This is a genomic window from Kocuria sp. APC 4018 (genome assembly GCF_030407675.1).
GTDB lineage: Bacteria > Actinomycetota > Actinomycetes > Actinomycetales > Micrococcaceae > Kocuria > Kocuria rhizophila.
The window spans coordinates 1-20,992 of record NZ_JASDCY010000036.1 but is presented as its reverse complement, the minus strand read 5'-3'; the positions used below and the strand labels follow the sequence as shown (position 1 = coordinate 20,992).

19 protein-coding genes are annotated in these 20,992 nt (G+C 72.3%); 9 read left to right on the top strand and 10 right to left on the bottom strand.

The window, feature by feature from the left end:
- Positions 1-102: 102 nt before the first annotated feature.
- Together QL985_RS07795 and QL985_RS07790 are read right to left on the bottom strand one after the other, a co-directional pair.
- Positions 103-1,017: a metal-dependent hydrolase gene (locus QL985_RS07795; RefSeq protein WP_019311073.1), complete on the bottom strand. Its 915-nt coding sequence runs from the start codon at positions 1,015-1,017 to the stop codon at positions 103-105.
- 323 nt (positions 1,018-1,340) lie between these two features.
- The gene (locus QL985_RS07790) at positions 1,341-1,979 is read right to left on the bottom strand and encodes a YdcF family protein (protein ID WP_259905862.1); all 639 of its coding nucleotides are present in this window, start codon (positions 1,977-1,979) and stop codon (positions 1,341-1,343) included.
- 117 nt (positions 1,980-2,096) lie between these two features.
- On the opposite strand from QL985_RS07790, the gene QL985_RS07785 reads away from it, so the two are divergent.
- Positions 2,097-2,573, top strand: a complete 477-nt coding sequence (locus QL985_RS07785; protein ID WP_019311075.1) for an acyl-CoA thioesterase — start codon at positions 2,097-2,099, stop codon at positions 2,571-2,573.
- Between the two features lie 21 nt (positions 2,574-2,594).
- Here the strand turns inward: QL985_RS07785 and QL985_RS07780 are convergent, their stop codons facing one another.
- From QL985_RS07780 to QL985_RS07770, 3 genes are all read right to left on the bottom strand, one after another.
- A complete protein-coding gene (locus tag QL985_RS07780; protein ID WP_019311076.1) occupies positions 2,595-3,146 on the bottom strand; it encodes a DUF2617 family protein in 552 nt (183 codons plus the stop codon).
- 136 nt (positions 3,147-3,282) lie between these two features.
- Positions 3,283-4,359 carry an aldo/keto reductase gene (locus QL985_RS07775; protein ID WP_259905864.1) on the bottom strand — a complete coding sequence of 359 codons (1,077 nt, stop codon included), beginning with the start codon at positions 4,357-4,359 and terminating at the stop codon, positions 3,283-3,285.
- Complete coding sequence (locus tag QL985_RS07770; RefSeq protein WP_019311078.1) at positions 4,356-4,991, bottom strand: tetratricopeptide repeat protein; 636 nt, start codon at positions 4,989-4,991, stop codon at positions 4,356-4,358. Before QL985_RS07770 ends, QL985_RS07775 begins: the two co-directional genes overlap by 4 nt.
- Positions 4,992-5,097: 106 nt before the next feature.
- On the opposite strand from QL985_RS07770, the gene QL985_RS07765 reads away from it, so the two are divergent.
- Together QL985_RS07765 and QL985_RS07760 are read left to right on the top strand one after the other, a co-directional pair.
- Positions 5,098-5,547 (top strand): YsnF/AvaK domain-containing protein, encoded by a 450-nt coding sequence (locus QL985_RS07765; protein ID WP_019311079.1) that lies wholly within the window; start codon positions 5,098-5,100, stop codon positions 5,545-5,547.
- 241 nt (positions 5,548-5,788) lie between these two features.
- The gene (locus tag QL985_RS07760) at positions 5,789-6,334 is read left to right on the top strand and encodes a histidine phosphatase family protein (RefSeq protein ID WP_039100974.1); all 546 of its coding nucleotides are present in this window, start codon (positions 5,789-5,791) and stop codon (positions 6,332-6,334) included.
- A 58-nt stretch (positions 6,335-6,392) separates the two neighbouring features.
- Here the strand turns inward: QL985_RS07760 and QL985_RS07755 are convergent, their stop codons facing one another.
- The gene (locus QL985_RS07755) at positions 6,393-7,247 is read right to left on the bottom strand and encodes a formate/nitrite transporter family protein (protein ID WP_019311081.1); all 855 of its coding nucleotides are present in this window, start codon (positions 7,245-7,247) and stop codon (positions 6,393-6,395) included.
- 342 nt (positions 7,248-7,589) lie between these two features.
- On the opposite strand from QL985_RS07755, the gene QL985_RS07750 reads away from it, so the two are divergent.
- Positions 7,590-12,722 (top strand): NAD-glutamate dehydrogenase, encoded by a 5,133-nt coding sequence (locus QL985_RS07750; RefSeq protein WP_259905865.1) that lies wholly within the window; start codon positions 7,590-7,592, stop codon positions 12,720-12,722.
- 244 nt (positions 12,723-12,966) lie between these two features.
- Positions 12,967-13,467, top strand: coding sequence for a DUF456 domain-containing protein (locus QL985_RS07745; protein WP_039100971.1), 501 nt, complete (start codon positions 12,967-12,969; stop codon positions 13,465-13,467).
- Between the two features lie 357 nt (positions 13,468-13,824).
- Here QL985_RS07745 and QL985_RS07740 read toward each other — a convergent pair whose 3' ends face one another.
- The 4 genes from QL985_RS07740 to QL985_RS07725 form a co-directional block, all read right to left on the bottom strand.
- Positions 13,825-15,213 carry a molybdopterin molybdotransferase MoeA gene (locus QL985_RS07740; RefSeq protein ID WP_259906375.1) on the bottom strand — a complete coding sequence of 463 codons (1,389 nt, stop codon included), beginning with the start codon at positions 15,211-15,213 and terminating at the stop codon, positions 13,825-13,827.
- Between the two features lie 22 nt (positions 15,214-15,235).
- The gene (locus tag QL985_RS07735; RefSeq protein WP_259906377.1) at positions 15,236-15,844 is read right to left on the bottom strand and encodes an NTP transferase domain-containing protein; all 609 of its coding nucleotides are present in this window, start codon (positions 15,842-15,844) and stop codon (positions 15,236-15,238) included.
- A gap of 4 nt (positions 15,845-15,848) precedes the next feature.
- Entirely contained in the window at positions 15,849-16,262 is a 414-nt protein-coding gene (locus QL985_RS07730) for a hypothetical protein (protein WP_259906378.1), read from the bottom strand.
- A 158-nt stretch (positions 16,263-16,420) separates the two neighbouring features.
- Entirely contained in the window at positions 16,421-16,789 is a 369-nt protein-coding gene (locus tag QL985_RS07725; protein ID WP_144803155.1) for a GntR family transcriptional regulator, read from the bottom strand.
- 154 nt (positions 16,790-16,943) lie between these two features.
- On the opposite strand from QL985_RS07725, the gene QL985_RS07720 reads away from it, so the two are divergent.
- The 4 genes from QL985_RS07720 to QL985_RS07705 all read left to right on the top strand — a co-directional run bounded on the left by QL985_RS07720 (position 16,944) and on the right by QL985_RS07705 (position 20,855).
- Positions 16,944-17,972, top strand: coding sequence for an acyl-CoA dehydrogenase family protein (locus tag QL985_RS07720; protein WP_259906379.1), 1,029 nt, complete (start codon positions 16,944-16,946; stop codon positions 17,970-17,972).
- Positions 17,966-19,303 carry a PIG-L family deacetylase gene (locus QL985_RS07715; RefSeq protein WP_208546724.1) on the top strand — a complete coding sequence of 446 codons (1,338 nt, stop codon included), beginning with the start codon at positions 17,966-17,968 and terminating at the stop codon, positions 19,301-19,303. Before QL985_RS07720 ends, QL985_RS07715 begins: the two co-directional genes overlap by 7 nt.
- Positions 19,304-19,608: 305 nt before the next feature.
- Entirely contained in the window at positions 19,609-20,325 is a 717-nt protein-coding gene (locus QL985_RS07710; RefSeq protein WP_259906383.1) for a glycosyltransferase, read from the top strand.
- Between the two features lie 65 nt (positions 20,326-20,390).
- Positions 20,391-20,855 carry an SRPBCC domain-containing protein gene (locus QL985_RS07705; protein WP_039100965.1) on the top strand — a complete coding sequence of 155 codons (465 nt, stop codon included), beginning with the start codon at positions 20,391-20,393 and terminating at the stop codon, positions 20,853-20,855.
- The last annotated feature ends 137 nt before the right edge of the window (positions 20,856-20,992 follow it).

Here is a 20,992-nt window from a genome sequence, read left to right as displayed (position 1 = left end):
TCGTGGCCTCGGAAGGCGGGGTGCGGCGCGCGACAGCGCGTCGCGGCGTGCTCGGAGCCGGGGCCGACGCCGCCCGCGACCCGGGCCGCGGCGTCGTCGCCATCACATGCTGACCGTGAGCCCCGTCCACGCGATCGCGGCGCAGAGCAGCCCCGCCACCGCGTACAGCGTGACGGGCACGAGCAGCAGGATCTCCCGGCCGGATCCGGCGTTGCCCAGCAGGGGGAGGCGCACGAACGAGCGCCGCCGGTAGAGGGAGGCGGGGAGCGGGAGGGGGAGGCGCAGCGGCCACAGCAGGTGGATGCCCTGGGTGGTCAGCAGGTCGCCGGCCATGTGCACGGCGCACCCGAGTCCCACGGCCACCACGAACCAGTGCGGATGCTCCGGGGGGTGCGCGGCCACGAACGCCCCGAGCAGGATGCCCACCACCCAGTTGGCGTGGGAGAGCCGGTCCGGGACGAAGGCCAGCACCTTGACCGCGCACGCGATCAGCAGCACGGACAGCACCGCGGCCAGCGGCCACACCTGCCCGGGCAACAACGCCGCCGCGTCACCGACCGCCCCCGACCCCCCGGACCCTGCGCCCAGCCCGCCGGACACCGCGGCACCGGTGGCCGCACCGCCTGTCGTGTCCGCCGCGGACTCCGTGCCGCTCCACTGCAGGGCGTCGCCCACCGGAACAGAAGCGCGCTGGGAGAGCTCGGCGAGCACCATGATCGCAAGCAAGCCCAGAAGCGAGTGCGTGCCGCGGCGGTGCCCGCCGGCGAGTCGGCTCAGACCCTTCGCGAGCCAGCGCGAGACCGGCGGCAGGGACCGTGCCACGGTTCCGCCCGGGTGGTCGAGGTCCGGCAGCAGGGCCGCCCCGGCGCAGATCAGCGCGCCGGTGACCACCCCGGGATCCCCCACGGGCATGAGACCGAGGCCCACGGGGAAGGAGACGTCCGCGAGATCCACGGTGTAGGTGCCGGTCAGTGCCACCCACGCGGCGGCACCGCATGCGGCGTGGCTGGGGCCCATCACGGGGCGGTCCTGGGCATGGGGCGGTCCTTTCCAGACCTCGGGGAAGAAGAGAAACCCCAGGTTAGGAACGGGTTCCGACCCGCATAAGCGCCCTCCGGTCAGCGTCCTGGGCCGGTCTGCGTGGGGGCGACGCCGCTCGCGGACCGGCGCGCTCGGTGTCTCCGCGAAGTGGGCCGGTGTCCCCACGGAGAGGGCGCGCCCGGTGTCCCCGCGGTGCGGGCCGGTGACCCCGTGGGCGGGGTGCCCGTCGCGCGACCTTCAGAGCCTCCGGCCGCAACGATCCGGAGCGGGGCCACGAGATCGGACGGCTGCGCTCCGGTTCAGTCCTCGGACTTGGGGGTCCAGGGCAGCTGCTGGTCGCACCCCGGGGTGACCCAGGCCTTCACGTACCCGGCGCTCTGGTGGAGGTACTGGTTGAAGAGACTCTTGCCCGTGAGCTGGAAGTCCACCGCGGACATCCGCAGCTCCCCGGAGTAGCAGCGCTCCAGGATCAGCCGGGAACGGGAGACGTGCTGGGTGAACGTCACGGCGGTGACGGTGTCCCAGCCGTGCTGCGCCGAGAGCTCCTGCAGCTTGATGGCCTCTCCCTGCGTGGTGGAGGGATTGGGCTTGAAGCACAGCACCTCCACACCGTCGCGGGGTTCGCAGAACGACTTGGCGGTGTAGTACTCCACCATCTCGGGCGGGTCGAAGGGCTGGGCGTCCGGTGTGGAGACCACCAGGGCGTCCGCGATGTGCTGGTTGTAGACGAGGTCCTCCGCGTAGGCCATGCGGGCGGGGTCCGGAGGGCCCAGCACGAACACGGCGTCGGAGGTGCGGGGCGGGTCCACGTCCGGGCTGTCGAGGACGGCGTGGCACACGGCGAGCCACAGGGTCACGAGGAGCGTCAGGGTGATCAGCACCACGAGGGGCCACTTCCGCCTGAGCGCAGGGGGGTGCCCGGAGGGAGTCGGGGCCACGGGGTTCCTCTCACTGGGGCTGTTCGGCGGGCGCGCCGCGGATATCATCTCACCCAGCACGGCAGGGACCCACGGCTGCGTGCGTCCGCCGGTAAACGCCCAGCAAGGAGTCAGCACATGCGATCGGATGAACACCTCGAACGCGCCGTGACCTGCCCGGTTCCTCTGCGGTGGGGGGACATGGATCCGTACGGCCACGTGAACAACGTGGAGGTCATCCGTGTTCTGGAGGAAGCTCGGATCGCGGCCTTCGGCGTTCCCGTGGGCACGGGGGAGCAGGTGGTCCCGCCCAGGATTCCGCTGTTCTCCGTGCTGCCGGAAGGAACCCAGGCACTGATCGCAGAGCACCGCGTGAAGTACCTGCGGCCCCTGGAGTACCGCAACGAACCGGTGGACGTGCGCGTGTGGGTGGTCTCGGCGAGGGCCGCCACCCTGGTGCTGGGGTTCGAGATCCTGGACTCCGCGGACGGTTCCCCGTGCGTGCGCGCGCAGACCCAGCTGGCGTTCTACCTGCCGGAGACCCGCACGGTGCTGCGCCTCACGCGTGAGCAGCGGGACGTGCTCGCGCCGCACACCGCGCCGTCGCCGTTCTGAGGCAGGACGGGCGCGCAGGGCTCAGGCCGCGACGCCCGGGGCCGTGGCGAACTGCAGCTCGGCGCGCGTGCGCAGGACCGCGCCGTGCTCGGGCAGCACGCGCCAGGTCCACCACAGCAGGGCGTGGGACTCCCGGTCCACGTGGCACGTGGCTGCCGTGATGGCGGCCGGCTCCTCCGGGTCCTGGACGCAGACCGCCAGGGGCGCGCTCTCCAGCGTGGTCCGGATCCGCGCGAGCTCCTTGCGCAGTCCGCGGGCGGAGTGCTCGGTGACGGTGCAGCCCACCTCCACGCGGGAGGCGAAGGGGCAGGGGTGCGAGATGTCGCGCAGGATGGGCAGCTCGGCGGCGCCGTCCTCGAAGACCCCCACCGTCTCCACCCAGCTCTGCCCCGCGTGGGTGATGACGAACTGGTGGTGCCCGGATCCCACGCGCAGCTCCACGTCCGTGAGCCCGTCCACCCGGAGGCGGCGGCCCGCGGGGGCGTCGAGCACCGGGAGGTCCGTGCGGTAGCCGAACTGGTCCGGGCGGCACACGACGTGCCCGGGCACTCGGGTGAGCCAGTCATGCTCCATGCTTGCCATCTTCCTGTCGGCCGCGCGGCAGCCCGCCGCGCCTTCTTAACGATCGAAAATATCCCCGGCTCGGGGGACAGGCAAGCACCGAATGGTCACTGTTCGGTGACGGGAGGCGCGCATCAGGACTGCGGGGCTACGGCAGCGGGCGTCCGCGTGCCGCGGTCCACAGGGCGTACCAGTCCTCGTGCGTCATGAGCTGCGCCGCCCGGGGAGCCTGCGCACAGGCCGCGATCCGCCGGGGATTCAGCGTCCCCACCACGGGGCGGATGCCGTGGGGCAGTCGCAGCAGCCAGCCGACCACTACGGCCTCCGCCGGGACCTCCAGGCGCTCCGCGAGTCGGGCGACCAGCGCGCTCGTGCGCTCCTCGGGCGTGTCGGGGAGGCCCCCGGCACCGGCGGACGACGCCGCACGGTCAGGTTCCCCCGCGGCGTCGACGGCCGGGCGGTCCCGCCGACCCGCCTCGCCCTGGTCCGAGGGGCCGTGGGCCGCGGCGGAGGCCCGGGGAGGGGTGGCACCGGAGTAGACGCCGCCGGCGAGCGCACCCCACGCCTGGATCTCGATGCCCTCCGCGGCGCACAGCTCCGGCAGGCCGCGGGGGAAGGACACGGCGGCCCCGTCCGGGTGGTTGGCCAGCACCTGGGCCTCCACGAGGTTCCGGTGGGCCAGGCTCAGCTGCATCTGCACGGCAGTGACGGGTGCCCGCAGGTGGCGGCGCAGCTGCACCACGTGCTCCGTGGTCATGTTGGACAGCCCCACGGAGCCGATGAGCCCCTCCTGGTGCAGCTCGTCCAGGGCGGCGGCGGTCTCCTCCGGGGGCGTCAGGGGATCCGGGCGGTGCAGGAACAGCCGCTCCACCCGGTCCACCCCGAGCCGTTGCAGGGAACCCTCGAGCGAGGAGCGGACGGCGTCCCGGTCCAGCCGGTAGTGGGCGGGAGCCCCCGCGGGAGCGGTGTTCCCGGGGAGCCGGATGCCGCACTTGGTCTGGACCTGCACGGCCTGGCGCAGCACGGCGTCCTCGCCGATGATCCGCCCGAACACGGTCTCGGAGTCCCCGCCGATGTAGATGTCCGCGTGGTCGAAGAGCGTGTACCCGGCACGGTGCGCGGCGTGCACGGCGTCGCGGGCGGCGTCGTACTGGGCGGCCGGGATGCGCTCCTGGCCCCAGGCACCGCCCAGGTTCATGCATCCGAAGACCAAGGACTGGCTCACGCGCGTCCGCCGTGCTGCTCGGCGGCGCGCCGCAGCCGGGCCGCCTCCGCGAAGGCCGCGGCGGACTCGTCCAGCTGCCCCGCAGACTCGTGGAGAGCGCCCAGCTCGGTGAAGCAGTCGGAACGGTCCCGGAACGAGTCCGGGTCCTGCTCGTAGAAGTCCACGGCGCGGTTGTAGGCGGTCACGGCCTGGGCGTGGCGGCGGGTCTCCCGGTAGACGCGCGCGAGGTTGACGTAGCAGTCCGCCTGGTCCCGCGGCTCGTGCGGGGCGTCCAGGTACTGCCCGAGGGCGTCGAGGAGATGCGTCTCCGCGCCGTGCAGGTCACCGGTCTCCACGAGGAGCGACCCCAGGATCAGGTGCGCACGGGCTTTGTGCTTGCCGCTGCCCTCCAGCCGGGAGAAGTGCTCCAGGGCGCTCTGGTACTCCGCCACCGCCTTGCTGGTGCGGTCCATGACCAGGTGGATGTGCCCCAGGTTGTAGTGGCACGCGGCGAGTTCCCTGTGCGCGGGGCCGGACTCCTGGAAGAGCTCGATGGCCTGCCGGTAGGAGGTCTCCGCCAGGGTGTGGTCACCTCGGTCCTCCGCGTCCAGGGCGCGTGTGAAGAAGCCGTTTCCGTCATCCGAGTAGCTCATCGGCCCGTCCTCCCGGGATCGCAGCGAAGTCCCCCCATGCTACTCGGGGAGCGGGGGTGGCAACCCTGCTGATAATCTCGGACCCACACTCTCCCAGGAGGTCAGGATGGCAGCACAGCACACCGCGCCGGGGCAGGACCCGCGCAATCCCCGCCACGCAGCAGCAGCCCACCACGAGGACCACGCCTCCGTGATCCGTCACGAGGAGCGGCTGGTCATCGAGCGGGAGCAGGCCGAGACGGGCCGCGCCCGGCTGCGCAAGTACGTGGTCACCGAGCCCGTGCGCCAGGAGGTCACCCTGGGCTCCGAGGAGCCGGACCTGGTGCGCACGCCCATCACGGCCGAGGAGCGCCAGGCGTTCCTGGACGGCCGCGAGCTGCCGCTCGGGGAGGACGAGGTCATCCTCTACCGCTCCGAGCCCGTGGTGCAGACCGTGCGTGTGCCCTACCAGCGCGTGCGTCTCGTGGCCCGTCGGGTGGAGCGCACCGAGGTCGTCGAGGACACCCTGCGCAAGGAGCGCGTGGACATCGAGACCCAGGACGAGCCCCGCGTCTGAGGTCTTGTCTCCCGGCACTGCCGGTACCACGACGCCGCGCCCCGCCGATCGGGGGCGCGGCGTCGTGCTCTGCCAGGCCCCCGAATGGCGGGGCGCCGCGCTCCGCGAGGGGGCGGCTCACGGGGCGTTGAGCTCCCAGGGGCCACCCTGCGGAACCGGCACGGTGTCCTCCGCCGGACGTGCCGTGGGGCGCGGGCGGCGTCGACCGTCCGTGGCCGTGGCCCGGGGGTAGGTTGGGCGGGTGAGTGAAACGACCCTGACCCTGATCCGCCACGGCCAGACCGACTGGAACCTGCAGCGCCGGCTGCAGGGACGCTCGGACATCCCCCTCAACGACACCGGTCGGGAGCAGGCACGAGCGGTGGGCCGCGAGCTGGCGGCCTCGGGCGGGCACTGGGACGTGCTGGTCTCCTCACCGCTGCAGCGCGCCAGGGAGACCGCGCAGGTCATCGGGCGGGAGATCGGGCTGGAGCTCTCCCGCACCTACGAGGATCTCGTGGAGCGCGCCTTCGGTGACGTGGAGGGCCGCGACTGCACGGGAATGGGCGACGACGAGCGCCACGCCATGATGGAGAAGCACGGCGAGGCCACCGAGGACGTGGTGCAGCGGGGGCTCTCGGTGCTGCGCACGATCCTCGCGGACTTCCCCGGCAAGGACGTGATGGTGGTGGCCCACGGCACCCTCATCCGGCTCACCCTGGACCGTGTGCTGGACACCGAGCTGCCCAGCCTGGACAACGGTCAGGTGCTCACGGTCACCGCGGAGCAGGTGCTGTCCGCGGACTGAACGGGTCTCGCCAGACGTTTCCCGCGCCCGTCTGCGGCGCCCGTCCGCCGGGCCCCGCTCAGGACGCGGTGCCCGGGGAGCTGCCGGCCGAGGTGGTAGACGGGCCCGCGGCGTCGTCCTGGTGAGAGCGAGCTGGGCGGTGGGCGTGCAGCAGTGACAGCCCCGTGAACACGAACCCGCCCACGAAGTTGCCCACGAGCACGGGGATCTGGTTCCACAGCCACCAGTCGCCGAACGAGACGTCCGCGCCCAGGAGCATGCCCATGGGGATCATGAAGAAGTTGACCACCGCGTGCTCGAAGCCCAGCCCGTAGAACGCCATGATGGGCAGCCAGATGGCCGCAATCTTCCCGATCGTGTCCTTGGAGACCATGCCCATGAACACTCCCAGGCAGACGAGCCAGTTGCACAGCACGGCCTTGACCAGGACCGTGGCCATGCCGGCGCCTCCCATGGCGGCGTACGCGGTGGTCTTGGCCTGGGCGGTGTCCACGAACTTCTGCCCGAGCGCACCGGCGTCGTGCGAGCCGAAGCCCGTGAGCGCGCCCGCGTAGAGCAGGGCGAACGCGGCGGCGCCGATGATGTGGCCGACGACCACCATGAGGCTGTAGCGACCCACGGCGGACCACGGCACGAGCCCGCGCACCGCCGCCATGGGGGTCAGGGCGAAACCGCCCGTGACGAGCTCCATCCCCATGAGGATCACGATCGTGATCCCGGCGGGGAACAGCACGGCCCCCACCACGGGGGATCCCGAGCTCACGGTCGCGGACACGGCGAACGAGGTGGTGGCCGCCAGGACGGCGCCGCCCAGCACGCCGCGCAGCACCAGGGCACCGGACGAGGCGGTCGCCTTCGCCTGTCCGGCGGCGACGGCGTCCGTCACCACGTCTGCGGGTTTCACGGTGGTCATGGCTGCCCTGCTCTCTGTCTTGGGGGGGCGGGCCGGGTGCCCGTCGGTGGCGCCACGGGCGCCCGCACCGGCCCGTGCAGGGGGATGCGAGCGGGAAAACCGTGACCGCACGAGTGTAGGACCGTGCAACCCTGCGGTGAACACGCGCCGTGTCTGGTCCCCGTGCGTTTCGGGTCCTATGGTGGTGGAACATGCGGCAGTGTGGCCGTGGGCGGTGCAGAGGTCGTGGACTCCGGGAGAGCGTTCCGGTGGACCCTGCCCGGAGGTGCCCCACAGGGCGTCACGTGCCACGCCGTGGAGTTACGATCCCCGACTCAACGACAGCTAAGGCGTGATGCAGTAGTGACCTCTCCTCAAGCCACCACCCAGGCCATCCCCACGGTGTGGCAGCGACCGCGATGGAGCGGAGCGCAGGCATGGATCAACGAGTACTACCGCTCCGCGCCGGACGCGGACCTTGTGGGCACCCAGGAACCGGTGCTCACCGACCGGGCCGAGACCCACCGGGAGGTGGGCCGCACCCGCGGCGCCGGCGAGCTGTGCATCGACGTCCGCGAGGACCACGGGGTCACCGTGCTCTACATGGTCACCACCGACATGCCGTTCCTGGTGTCCACGCTGACCACGGAGATCGCCGCCAACTGGGGTGGCGCCAAGCTGGTGCTGCACCCGCTGCTGCTGGCCGTGCGCGACGCCGGCTCCCACGAGCTCACGTCCCTGGACGAGGTCCCCAACATCTCCGCGGTGTCCTCCGGTGACACCACGGCCATCCCCATCACGGACGAGCTGGCCGGGGCGGCAGCCGGGGGCCGTGACTCGTCCACCGCGGTGGAGTCGTGGATCCGCATGGAGCTGCACCGTTCCCTGGACCAAGTGGAACGCGGTGAGCTGGCCCGTCACATCGAGTCGCTGGTGGCGGACGTGAGCCGGGTGGCCGAGGACCAGGAGGCCATGCACGAGCAGGCCCGGGTGATCGCAGACTCCCTCGCGCCCCTCGAGAACCTCACGTTCCAGGACGGCTCCCGGCTTCCGGACGTCCGCGCCTCCCAGGACTTCCTGCAGTGGCTGCGGGACGGCAACTTCGTGTTCATGGGCATCAAGCGCTACGACCTCGAGGCGGACGGCGAGGACGCCGTGCTGCACTCCCGCCCGGACACGGGCCTGGGGCTCCTGCGGGAGCAGGGGTCCGAGGGCCACGCGCAGAAGCTCACGGGTCTGGGCAGCGCGCACGCCCGCGACCACCAGGTGGTGTTCGTGACCAAGGCGAACCGCCGCTCCTCGATCCACCGCCGCGAGTACTTGGACTACATCGGTGTGCGCACGTTCGCCGAGAACGGGGACGTGGACGGGGAGTACCTGATCCTGGGTCTGTTCTCCCGTCACGCCTACTCCGTGCCCGCGCAGCAGACCCCGCTCGTGCGGGAGAAGGTGGAGCGCGTGGTCGAGCGCTTCGGCTTCCTCCCGGACTCGCACTCCGCCCGTGACCTCATGGGGATCATCGAGGACTACCCGCGGGACGAGCTGTTCCACATGTCCGCGGAGAAGCTCTACGAGACGGCCGGTGGCGTGCTGGGGCTCAACGAGCGCCGCCAGACCCGCCTGTTCCTGCGCCAGGACACCTTCGGGCGCTTCATGTCCGCGGTGGTGTTCCTGCCCAGGGACCGCTACAACACCTCGGTGCGTCAGCGCATCGAGACCCAGCTGTTCGAGGTCTTCGACGCCGAGGCCATCGACTTCGAGGTGCGCCTGACCTCCTCCTCCCTGGCCCGCCTGTTCTTCCGCATCCGGCTGCCCTACACGGGCGAGGTGCGGGACTTCGACCACGAGGACCTCGAGTCCCGCCTGCGCGCCGCGGTGCGCTCCTGGCCCGAGTCCCTGGGCCGCGCGATCGGCCAGGAGTTCGAGGACGAGAAGGCCGGCGCGCTGGGCCCCGTGTGGGCGGACGCGTTCCCGGGCTCGTACCGCGAGGACTACGAGATCGAGGAGGCCATCCAGGACCTCAAGCGCTGCGAGAAGCTGTGGGGCCGCGACCCGGACCTGCCCGCCGAGGTCCGTGTGGCGCAGACCGAGGACGGCCAGGTCCGGCTGAACATCTACCTCACGCAGTCCCTGTCCCTCACCGAGCTGCTGCCCCTGCTGCACAACATGGGCCTGCGCGTGCTGGACCAGCGCCCCTACACGGTCACCCCCGCGGACGGCCGCGAGTTCCAGCTCTACGACTTCGGCGTGGAGCTGCCCGAGGGCGTGGACCCCGAGGGCCCCGAGGACGCCAAGACGGAGGACCTCATCGAGGACACCCTGTGCGCGGTGCTCTCCAACCGCTCCGAGTCCGACAGCATGGACCGCCTGGTGCTCACCGAGCGCATGGGCTGGCGCACCGTGGCCGTGATGCGCGCCTACGTGCGCTACCTGCTGCAGCTGAACTACCCCAACTCGTTCGAGTTCATCGCGGACACCCTGGTGGACCACCCGCAGGCCACGCACGAGCTCGCCGAGCTGTTCTCCGCGAGCTTCGACCCGTCCCGCTTCACGGACGACGACGCCGCCCGCGGCCAGGCGCGCGAGGCCGCCCTCCAGCGGCTGGCCGAGGTGCTGGAGAGCGTTCCCAGCCTGGACGCGGACCGCCTGTTCCGGGCGCTCGCGGACGTGGTCACGGCCACCCTGCGCACCAACGTGTTCCAGAACCGCCCCACCATGGCGTTCAAGCTGGACCCCGCGGCCATCCCCGCGGCACCGCAGCCGCGCCCGGCCTTCGAGATCTGGGTGTGGTCCCCGCGCGTGGAGGGCACGCACCTGCGCTTCGGCCAGGTGGCCCGCGGCGGTCTGCGCTGGTCCGACCGCCGCGAGGACTTCCGCACCGAGGTGCTGGGCCTGGTCAAGGCCCAGATGGTCAAGAACGCCGTGATCGTGCCCACGGGCGCGAAGGGCGGGTTCTTCCCCAAGCAGCTGCCGGACCCCGCGACGGACCGCGAGGGCTGGCTGACCGAGGGGCGCGAGGCCTACAAGCTGTTCATCGCGTCCCTGCTGGACGTCACCGACAACATCGTGCGCGAGGCGGAGACCGGTGCCGGCCAGGAGGTCTCCGCGCAGAACGGGACGGACGAGACCGGGCAGGGTGCGGCGTCGTCGTCCCGCGGGGATGCCACCCCGGGTGCCGAGGGCGGTGCGAGCGGTTCCGCCGAGACCTCCGGCGAGGCCGGGGACACCGTGGTGCACCCCGAGAACGTGGTGCGCCGCGACGGCGACGACTCCTACCTGGTGGTCGCGGCTGACAAGGGCACGGCGGCGTTCTCCGACACCGCGAACGCGATCTCCCTGGACCGCGGCTTCTGGCTCGGGGACGCGTTCGCGTCCGGCGGCTCCGTGGGCTACGACCACAAGGCCATGGGCATCACCGCCCGCGGTGCGTGGGAGTCCGTGAAGCGCCACTTCTTCGAGCTCGGCGTGGACACCCAGTCCGAGGCGTTCACCGTGGTGGGCGTGGGGGACATGTCCGGGGACGTGTTCGGCAACGGGATGTTGCTCTCCGAGCACATCCACCTGATCGCCGCGTTCGACCACCGGGACATCTTCCTGGACCCCACCCCGGACGCCGCGGCCTCCTACAAGGAGCGTGAGCGGCTGTTCAACGCCGGGCGCACCTCGTGGCAAGACTTCGACCGCAGCGTGATCTCCGAGGGCGGCGGCGTGTACTCGCGCCGCGAGAAGTCCATCCCGCTCACCCCGCAGGTGCGCGAGGCGCTGGGCATCGAGGACGGCGTGGAGTCGCTCAGCCCGCAGGAGCTCGTGCGCCGCATCCTGCTCGCGCCGGCGGACCTGCTCTACAACGGCGGCATCGGCACCTACGTGAAGGCCTCCTCCGAGACCCACCAGGAGGTCGGGGACAAGGCCAACGACGCCATCCGCGTCAACGGCGAGGACCTGCGCGTCAAGGTGATCGGCGAGGGCGGCAACCTGGGCGCCACCCAGCTCGGGCGCATCGAGGCCGCGCTGAACGGGATCCTGGTCAACACGGACGCGATCGACAACTCCGGCGGTGTGGAGTCCTCCGACCGCGAGGTGAACATCAAGATCCTCGTGGACGGCATGGTCCAGGCCGGGCTGCTCTCCGCGGAGGAGCGCGCGGAGTTCATCGAGTCCATGACGGACGAGGTGGCGGAGCTCGTGCTGCGCACCAATGTGGCGCAGAACGTGCTGCTCACCACCGAGCGCGCCCGCGGGGTCTCCTTCACGGAGATGTTCATCCGGCTCATGCACTGGCTGGAGGACACCGCGGACCTCAACCGGGAGCTGGAGTTTCTGCCCTCCGACGCCGAGCTGCGCGAGCGTGCGGCCCAGGGCCAGCCCCTGACCGGCCCGGAACTGTCCGTGCTCACGGCGTACGCCAAGATCCAGCTCACGGCGGCGCTCGTGGACAGCGACCTCGCGGACGACCCGTGGTTCCACCGCACCCTGTCCCAGTACTTCCCGGCGCAGATCCGGGAGCGTTTCGACGCGGAGCTGGACACCCACCCGCTGCGCAAGGAGATCATCTCCACCGTGGTGGCCAACCAGATCATCAACTTCGGCGGGATCGCGTTCGCGTACCGCGTGGTGGACGACTCCGGTTCGGACCTCGCGGACGTGGCGCGCGCGTTCACCGCGGCCATGGAGATCTTCGAGCTGGAGAGCTATGCCGACCGCCACGCCCAGCTGGGTGCGGACGTGCCCCTGGAGGTGTGGAACCGGATGTCGCTGCGCATGCGGCGCCTGCTGGACCGCGTGGTCCGCTGGTTCCTGCACCGCCAGGACACGGACACTGGGATCCAGGAGCTCGTGGACACCTACCGCCCCATCGTGGCCCTGCGCTTCGGCTCGGAGCACCTGATGGGCCCGGAGTCCGAGGAGCGCACCCAGACCGAGGCGGAGCTCGCCGAGCGCCACGGCGTGCCGCGGGACCTGGCGGTCGAGTGGGCGGAGCTGCTGGACGCGTTCGCGCTGCTGGACGTGGCACGGCTCGCCGAGCAGCAGGGCATCACCGGCCCGGCGCAGGACGGCACGGCGGGCGGCGGAGGCGGCGCGGCGGCGTCGTCGTCCGGGCGCGTGACGGCGCAGGGAACGGACGAGAACGGGGTGAGCGTGCAGATGATCGCGCGCGTCTACTTCTCCCTGTTCGACCGCTACGGGCTGGAGAACCTGCTCAACCGCATCAGCGCCCTGCCGCAGACCACCCGCTGGGAGAACATGGCGCGGATCGCGATGCGCGAGGACCTGTACTCCACGCTCGTGGCGCTCGCCGCGCAGGCGCTCGAGTCCCCGGGTGAGGACGCCCAGCAGAAGGTGCAGGCGTGGGAGCAGGAGAACGCGGACCGGCTCGAGCGGCTGCGCGAGGTCCTGGACGAGATCGAGTCCATGTCCGAGTCGGACGACGCCGGCGCCGAGCTCGCCGCGCTGTCCGTGGCGCTGCGCACCCTGCGCGGGGCGCTCGTGGACTGATCCTCACGCCGTCGGCCCCCTCCGACGACGCCGCACCGCGCCCCCGCGGCCCGCGCACCCCAGGTGCCGGGCGGCGGGGGCGCGGTCGTGCGCCCGACCGGTCCTGGCGCCCGGCCTGTGTGGGCGTCCGGAGCGCGGGGACCGGGGAGGTGGCCCGGTGGCCAGGCGAACGGCGAGGGCCGGGCCTCACCACACCGGTGCGGGAGCGGCGTCGTGCGTGGCACCGTCACCGTACGATGGGGCGGTGACCGCAGACATCATTGCCACCATCGTGACCGTCGCCCTCATCATCGTGGGCTGCGTGGGGATCGTGATACCCGTGCTGCCCGGATCCATCCTGGCGCTGATCGGGCTGGTGATCTGGGCGTTCGTGGTGCAGGCCCCCGAGGGGTGGGTGGTGCTGGCCCTGGGCGGGACCCTGCTCATCGCGGGGCTGTCCTCGAGCCTGGTGCTCACCAGCAGCAAGCTCAAGCGCCGGGCCATCCCCAACCGCACGCTGCTCTTCGGAGTGGTGGGCGCGGTGGTCGGCATGTTCGTGATCCCGGTGGTGGGCCTGTTCGTGGGGTTCCTGGTGGGGCTGCTGCTCTCCGAGACAGTGCGCAACCGCAACCTCAACACCGCGCTGGCCAGTTCCTGGGTGGCGGCCAAGGCCATGGGGGTAGGAATCCTGCTGGAACTCACGTGCGCGCTGCTGGCGTCCCTGACGTTCATCGTGGGGGCGATCACGTACTTCGTGACGGCGTGACCGGCCCGGCGTCGTGACCGGCGGCGGGAGGCCCGAACGGCGAGGCGCCCCGGAGCTCGGCAGAGGCGCGGACGCATGGTGCTCCCTAGTGGAGTGAAGGCACGCTGAGGCCCGTTCTGCTGCATTTACTCCACTTCACAGCACCTCACAGCACGGCGACGGAAGGTGGCCCACGCGCGCCGTGCACCAACCTCCCCCAATGAAAAGTGCAGACTTTGTCACGGAACGGCGCTTTTGTGGCAAAATCTGCACTTTTTCTGGGCGCGGAGCCCACTACTTCAGGGGTGGGGATTCGGTTGATCTCCACAGGGCCCGGCCCACGTCACGGAGCATCGACGTGTTTCCCCGCGAGTCGGCTCACAACCGCCAGGGCAGCGGGATGGCCTCCATGTCCTGGCCCGGCTGCATCCCGTCCTCGGGGACCACCAGCAGCACGTCCGCGTGGGCGAGGCCCGAGAGCATGGCCGGGCCCACCGTGGGCTCGGGGATCACCCGGCCATCCTGGATGTAGGCCGGGATCACGCGGGTGCGGCCCAGCGGGTCCAGAGCGCGTCCGGCCGTGAGGCGGCGGGTGGTGGGCAGTCCTTCCCCGGTGGCCCCGGCGATCAGCGCGTGGCCCACCGTGAGCAGACCGGTCATGGCGCACAGGGGCGAGCCCGGCAGTGCGAGCACCACGGGGCCGTCCTCCGGGAGCTTCGCCAGGATCACACCGTGAGCCGGTTCCTGCGCCACCCCGTCCAGGATGAGATGGGCGCCCAGCTCCTCTAGGGCCTGACGGACGTGGTCGTCCTCCCCGTGGCCCGTGCCGCCCGTGGTCACGACCATCTCGGCGCGGGCGTCCAGCAGCGAACCCGCACCCATGGGGGACTCCGTGAGGGCGGAGACCATGCCCTCGCAGCCGTCCGCCACGCGGCGCACCTGGTCCACGTTCGCGCCCAGCTCCCTGAGCACGGCCGGAAGCTGCAGGCCCAGGGAGTCGCGCACCTCACCGGGGCCGGGGATGCCGTCCTCCACCACGTTGGCGTAGCCGAGCAGCACGGTGACGCGCGGGCGGCGTCGTACGGGGAGCATGTCGTGGCCGGCGCTCGCCGCGAGACCCAGGTGCACCGGGTTGAGCTTGCGGCCCGCGCGCAGCAGCAGGTCACCCTGCTGGATCTCCTCGCCCACGGCGCGGACGTCCTGGTTCTTCACCAGGGGAGCGGCGGGGGTGGCGTCCTCCAGGGTGTCGCCCTCCACGGCCCTGCGCCCGTGCTCGGTGTCCTCGGGGACGTCAGCGGCGGGGTCCGCGGGCACCACGTGACCGCGGTGGGCCTCCAGCACGGCGCTGGTGCCGTAGGGGACGGCGTCCCCGGTGTTCACGTGGGTGGCCTCCCCGGGGTGCAGCTCCACCACGGCCAGCATGCGCTTGTCCGGGGGCAGGGTCAGCAGCAGCCGCTCGTCGGTCTCGGCGGGCTGCGGGGTGCGGACCCGCCACGGGCCCTCGCCGGCCACCGCCCAGCCGTCCGTTGCGGCCGTGGCGTAGTGGGGGACCGGCATCTCTGCGGTCACGGCTTCCGCGAGGGTCTCCTCGAGGCACTGCGCGAGCGGCAGGAGGATGTTGGGCAGCGGCTGGGGCACGCCGTACGCGATGCGGCGGGCCTCGTCCCAGGACGCCCAGTGCACCGTCGGTTCGACGGCCTCGCGGTGCTGCGACTGCTCGTGGTCCTCGTGGGCGGCGGCATCGTGCGGGTGCGGAAGTCCGGGCATCTTGTCTCCTCAGCGTGCTGATTCAGTACGAGTCGAGCCTGTGAACATCCTCCCACGTATCCACGTCCGCGGTGCTCCCGGCGGGCACGGTGACCTCCTGCGGACCCAGCCGCCGCCACACCGAACGCAGGGACGCGTTCTCGGTGGGCGCGGCCTCGAGGGCGCGGCAGAGCGCGTCCGTGCGGGCCAGGACCACCAAGTTCTCCCGGCGTCCCTCACCGGTCACGGCGATCAGCCCTGCCACGTCCGACGCCGCCCGGCCCGCCGTCGCGCGCAGCTGCGCCAGGGCGCGGTGCACGTCCGGCATGTCGCACGCGAGCACGGCGGTCCAGGGGAGCCGCTCGGGGGTGGCAGCCAGGGCGACGACGCCCGCGGCCACCGCGGCGGCCGGCCCCGAGAACGGGGGATCCTCGCGGACGCGCAGCACGTGAGGCGGCAGGGGGAGGTCCTCCGGGCCCACGACCACCACGGTCCCGAGCGGCAGGACCGCGTCCACGGTGCGGGTCAGCAGGGTGGAGCCCGCCACGGGCAGCAGCGCCTTGGGGGTTCCCCCGAGCCGCGAGGAGCGGCCACCCGCCACGACCACGGTGTCGAAACGGGGGCCCTGGCGGGCGTCGCCGCGGGTGGTCACGGGATCAGCGGGCGGGCTCGTCGGCGTCCTGCGCGTCCTCGCAGTCCTCGTCGAGCTCGGGATCCTTGGGACGCTCCTTCTTGGGCAGCCCGGCGATCCGCAGCCCGCACTCGACCACGAGCAGCACGAAGGCGATGTAGTAGATGATCATCGTGGGGTAGAAGTACGGCAGCTGCTGGCTCATGCCCACCAGGGACAGCACCAGCAGGACCACGGACAGGATCAGCACGATCATGTGCGCGGTGCCGAAGACCCCGGGACGGCCCTTGCGGGAGAGGTACATGGCCGTGAGCCCGAAGAGGATGGGGAAAAGCAGCTGCCCGGCGAGCGTGATGCCGTCCTGGAAGTAGGGGTAGACCCCCATGGACTGGAGTACGGCGGTGATCACGAGCAGGGCGGGAGCTACGAAGGACTTCATGGGTCACCAGTCTAGGCGCGGCCGGCCGGGCGCCCGCAGGGAGCGGGCGCGTGGAACCCGCTGCGCAGTGGAGGCAGCACAGCACCACGGCGGCCGAGCTCTGGGGCGGTCATGATGCCCCCGCACTCGCGGCGCCGGGCGGGTGGTTGCTCCGGTTCTCAGCCCACCGCTCGCCTCTCCAGCGCCCGCTCCACCAGCGCCACGCACTCCTCGGGCGAGTAGTGCAGCTGTCCCGCCACCACGCTCAGGTACACGGTGGCCGCGCGTGCCGCCGCGCCCTCCCGGTCGTCACGGCCCTGCGCGATGAACGTGCCCTTGCGGCCGTGGGTCTCGATGATCCCTCGGGTCTCCATCTCCCGGTACGCCTTGGCCACGGTCCCGGCCGCGAGCCCGAGGTCCGCCGCGAGGGTGCGCACGGGCGGGATGCGGTCACCCACCACGAGGTCACCTGCGGAGACGCCCCGCAGCACGCACTCCACGAGCTGCTCGTACACCGGGGTGGTGGAGTGGGGGTCGACCGTGAACATGGGTGCGCCTTTCCGTCGTCTGCCCTCATCGTAGGGCCCGCTCCACCTCCGGCGGGGTGCGGTGGAGACGCCCGTCACTGCACGTAGGCTGATGGTCGTGTCCGAGCCTGCAGAACTTCCGTTTCCGCCCGCTGCCGTTCCAGATCCGCACGCGGTGCGGGTTTTCGTCGACCGTGCCCTGGAGCGTGCCCGCGAACTCGGGCCGCAGCTGCCCGCACCGGGGGAGGGACGCACGGCCGAGCTGTGGCGCACCCTGAGCGAGCTCGGGCGCACCGATCTGGCGTACGCGCGCATCATCGAGCCCCACCTGGACGCCCTCGCGATCCTCCACCAGGCCGGTCGCGAGGACCTCGTCACCGACCACGACACCTGGGCCGTGTGGGCCGCGGAGGGTCCGGGAGAGCCTCTGCTGGCCACGCCGACGACGCCGCCCGGGGGCACCGGCGCGGGCGGCCAGCCGGGCACCACCTGGGCCCTCACCGGCACCAAGCCGTGGTGCTCGCTCGCGGACTCCGTCACCCGCGCCGTCGTCACGGCCCACGTGACCGACGAGCACGGCGAGCCGACCGGACATCGCCGCGCCTTCGTCGTGGCCACCGACCACCCCGGCTTCCAGCCCGCGCCCGTGACGCAGTGGACCTCGCACGGGCTCGCGGAGGTCGTGACCGTGCCAGTTACCTTCGAGGCCGTCCCGGCCGAGCCGCTCGGCGCGGACGAGTGGTACCTCACGCGCCCCGGTTTCGCGTGGGGCGGTATGGGCGTGGCCGCCATCTGGCTGGGTGGCGCGCAGTCCGTCGCGGACCTGCTGTGGCACCAGCTGCGCCACCCCCGCCGCCCCGTGGACGACGCCGCCCACACCGCCCTCGGGCAGCTGGACCTCACGCTCGGGGCGGCCCGCGCCGTGCTGGAGCAGGCCGCGGCGGCCGTGGACGCGGGCGACGCCGCCGGGGACCGCGGTGCCGCCTGGGCCCTGCGCGTGCGCCGCACCGTGGCCGACGCCGCCGAGACCGTGATCCGCGTGGTCTCCCGCGCCACGGGTCCCGGCCCGCTCACCGGGGACCCCGCACACATCCGCCGCGTGGAGTCCCTCCAGGTCTACATCCGCCAGGACCACGCCGAGCGGGACACCGCCGCGCTGGGGCGCACCCTGCTGGCGCCGGGGGAGGAGGACACCCCGTGGTGACCTTCGACCACCGGGAGCCGGGCACCCCGGAGGAGCACTGGGCCCGCTGCGGCGCCCTGCACCGCGCCCCGGAGCTGGACCTCGCGGGGGTGGACCGCGCCGTCGTGTTCGCCGCGCACCCGGACGACGAGACCCTCGGCGCGGGCGGCACCGTGCACCGGCTCGCGCGGCAGGGCACGGAGGTGCGCGTGGTCGTGGCGACCCTGGGGGAGAACTCCCACCCGGACTCCACCACGTTCACGTCGGCCGAGCTCGCGCGGCTGCGTCACGAGGAGCTGGCCGCCGCGGTGCGGACCCTGACCGGGCAGGATGCGCCACCCGTGTACCTGTCCCTGACGGACGGTGGCCTCACCGAGGAGCAGCTCGATGCCCCCGTGGCCGAGCACCTCGACTGGGCGGAGCAGGGTGAGAAGCCCCTGGTGCTCTGCACGTGGGAGCGGGACGGCCACACCGACCACGAGGTGCTCGCCCGCGCGGTGGCCCGCGCCGCCGGTGCGCGGCGTGTGCGCTGCGTGCAGTACCCCGTGTGGTTCTGGCACTGGGGTTCACCCACCCGCCTGCCGCGCGGTCTGGTGCGGGTGCCGCTGTCGGAGGAGGACCGCGCGGCCAAGCGGGACGCCCTGGCCCACCACGTCACGCAGGTGCGTCCGCTCTCGGACCGGCCCGGTGACGAGGTGCTGCTCGGGGAGCACGTGCTCGCGCACTTCGACCGCTCCGCCGAGCTCTTCGTGCTGGCCGCCCCGGACCAGGCGGCCGTGTTCGACCGCGTGCACTCCGACGCCGAGGACCCCTGGGAGGTGGACACCTCCTGGTACGAGCGGCGCAAGCGCGAGGTGCTCCTCGGCTGCCTGCCGCGTCCGCGCTACGAGCGTGTGCTCGACATCGGCTGCTCCACGGGCGCCCTCACGGCGGAGCTCGCCCAGCGGGCGGGTGCCGTGACCGCGGTGGACGCGAGCGACGTCGCCCTGCGTGCCGCCCGCGCCCGGCTCGCGGAGGTGGGCGCCGCCAACGTCGACCTCGTCCACGCCGTGCTGCCCGCAGAGTGGCGAGAGGAGTGGGCCTCCCGGGGTCTGATCGTGGTGAGCGAGATGGGGTACTTCTGCTCGCCCGAGCAGTGGGACGAGCTGCTGGAGCGCTGTGCCACCGCCCTGGAACCGGGTGGGCACCTGGTGCTGTGCCACTGGCGCCACCCCATCCAGGACTGGCCCCTGGACGGCGCGGACGTGCACCGCGAGGCCCGCCGCCGCCCGGACCTGCGGCGCGTGGTGAGCCACCGCGAGCGGGACTTCGAGCTGGAGATCTTCGAACCCGTGCCGCGGGAGCAGGGATGATCCGGCGAGTCGCGGTGGTGGTTCCGGCCTGCAACGAGGAGGAGCGGGTGGGGCGGTGCATCGCGTCCGTGGCCGCGGCGATTGCGGCGGCCTGCACCACGGCTCGCGCGATGGGGGCGTCGTCGCAGCCGGCCGCCGGGGCAGACCCTGCCGTGCCCACGGGGCCGGAGCCCGCGCCGCCGGGGGACGACGCCGCCGTGCCGCCGGCCGACTCCGAGCTATCGTCTCCAGGCGGACCAGGCGGACCAGGCGGACCAGGCGGACCAGGCGGACCGGGCGGACCGGGCGGACCCGGCGGACCCGGCGTGTCCGCGCCGCTCCACGTGACCGTGGTGCTTGCCGCGGACGCGTGCACCGACCGCACGGTGGAGCGCGCGAGCGCCGCGTGGGCGGCGTCGGGACTGCCTGCGGAAACCGCGCAGCTGGAGGTGGTGACGGGAACGTGGCGCAGCGCGGGCGGGGCCCGGGCGGCCGCGGCGTCGTGGGCACTGGCGAACAGCCGGCCGCAGTGGATCGCATCCACGGACGCGGACACCGCGGTGCCCGAGAGCTGGGTTGCCTACCAGCTGGAGCGCGCGGCGCACGGGGTGGACGCGGTGCTCGGGACCGTGGAGCCGGACCCCGTGGAGTGCCCGGTGGCCGTGTACCGCCTGTGGCAGCGGGAGCACACGCTCGCGGAGGGGCACCCGCACATCCACGCCGCGAACATGGGGGTGCGCGCGCGCAGCTACGAGCGTGCGGGTGGGTTCCCCGCGCTGGAGTGCAGCGAGGACGAGGCGCTCGTGGCCGCACTGCGCCGGGTGGGAGCGCGCATCGAGGCCACGGACCGGATCCGGGCGATCACCTCCGCGCGGTTCGAGGGTCGCGCCGAGCTCGGGTTCGCCCACCACCTGCTGGGCCTCGCGCAGCTGGCCGGTCAGCCGGAGGAGGCGTCGTGGCCGGGGGGCGGACAGCCGCAGCGGCCCGAGCCCGCGGGCCGCGCGAACGGCCCGGAGTTCTTCGCCCACCGCAAAAACGCTTGAACCTCCACCCCCGGTCCTGGCTACCGTGGGTGGGAAAGAGCACATCACCACACAGGAGGTATCTCGTGAGCGAGAAGAGCATCACTGTCAGCCGTGTCATCGACGCCCCGGCGGAGGAGATCTTCGAGGTCTTGACCCTGCCCGCCAAGCACCCCGGCCTGGACGCCTCCGGGACCGTCATCTCCGGCACGGACCAGCGCATCCAGAAGGTCGGCGACGTGTTCGTGATGAACATGAACGCCGAGATGATGGGCGGGGACTACAAGATGGAGAACCACGTCACCGGCCTGGACCCCAACAAGCTCATCGCGTGGAAGCCCTGCCCGGAGGGCACCTCCGTGGAGGACAACGGCTGGGAGTGGATGTACGAGCTGCAGCCCGAGGGCTCGGACTCCACCACCGTGACCCTCACCTACTCGTGGGAGCACGCCAACCCCAAGGTGGAGAAGAAGGTCAGCTTCCCGGTCTTCGACCAGAACGTCCTGGAGGAGTCCCTGGACAAGCTCGCAGCGTCCGTCTCGGGTTCCTGACACTCTCGCGGGGCCACTGCCTCGCACAGCGGTGAAGCACGGCGCCCGCGCGCTCCCACGGGGCGGTTTCTAGGGGTCCTCGCAACACCTGATGGTTATGTGGTTGTCAGTAGATCACGCAGACGCTCGGCTGGGGT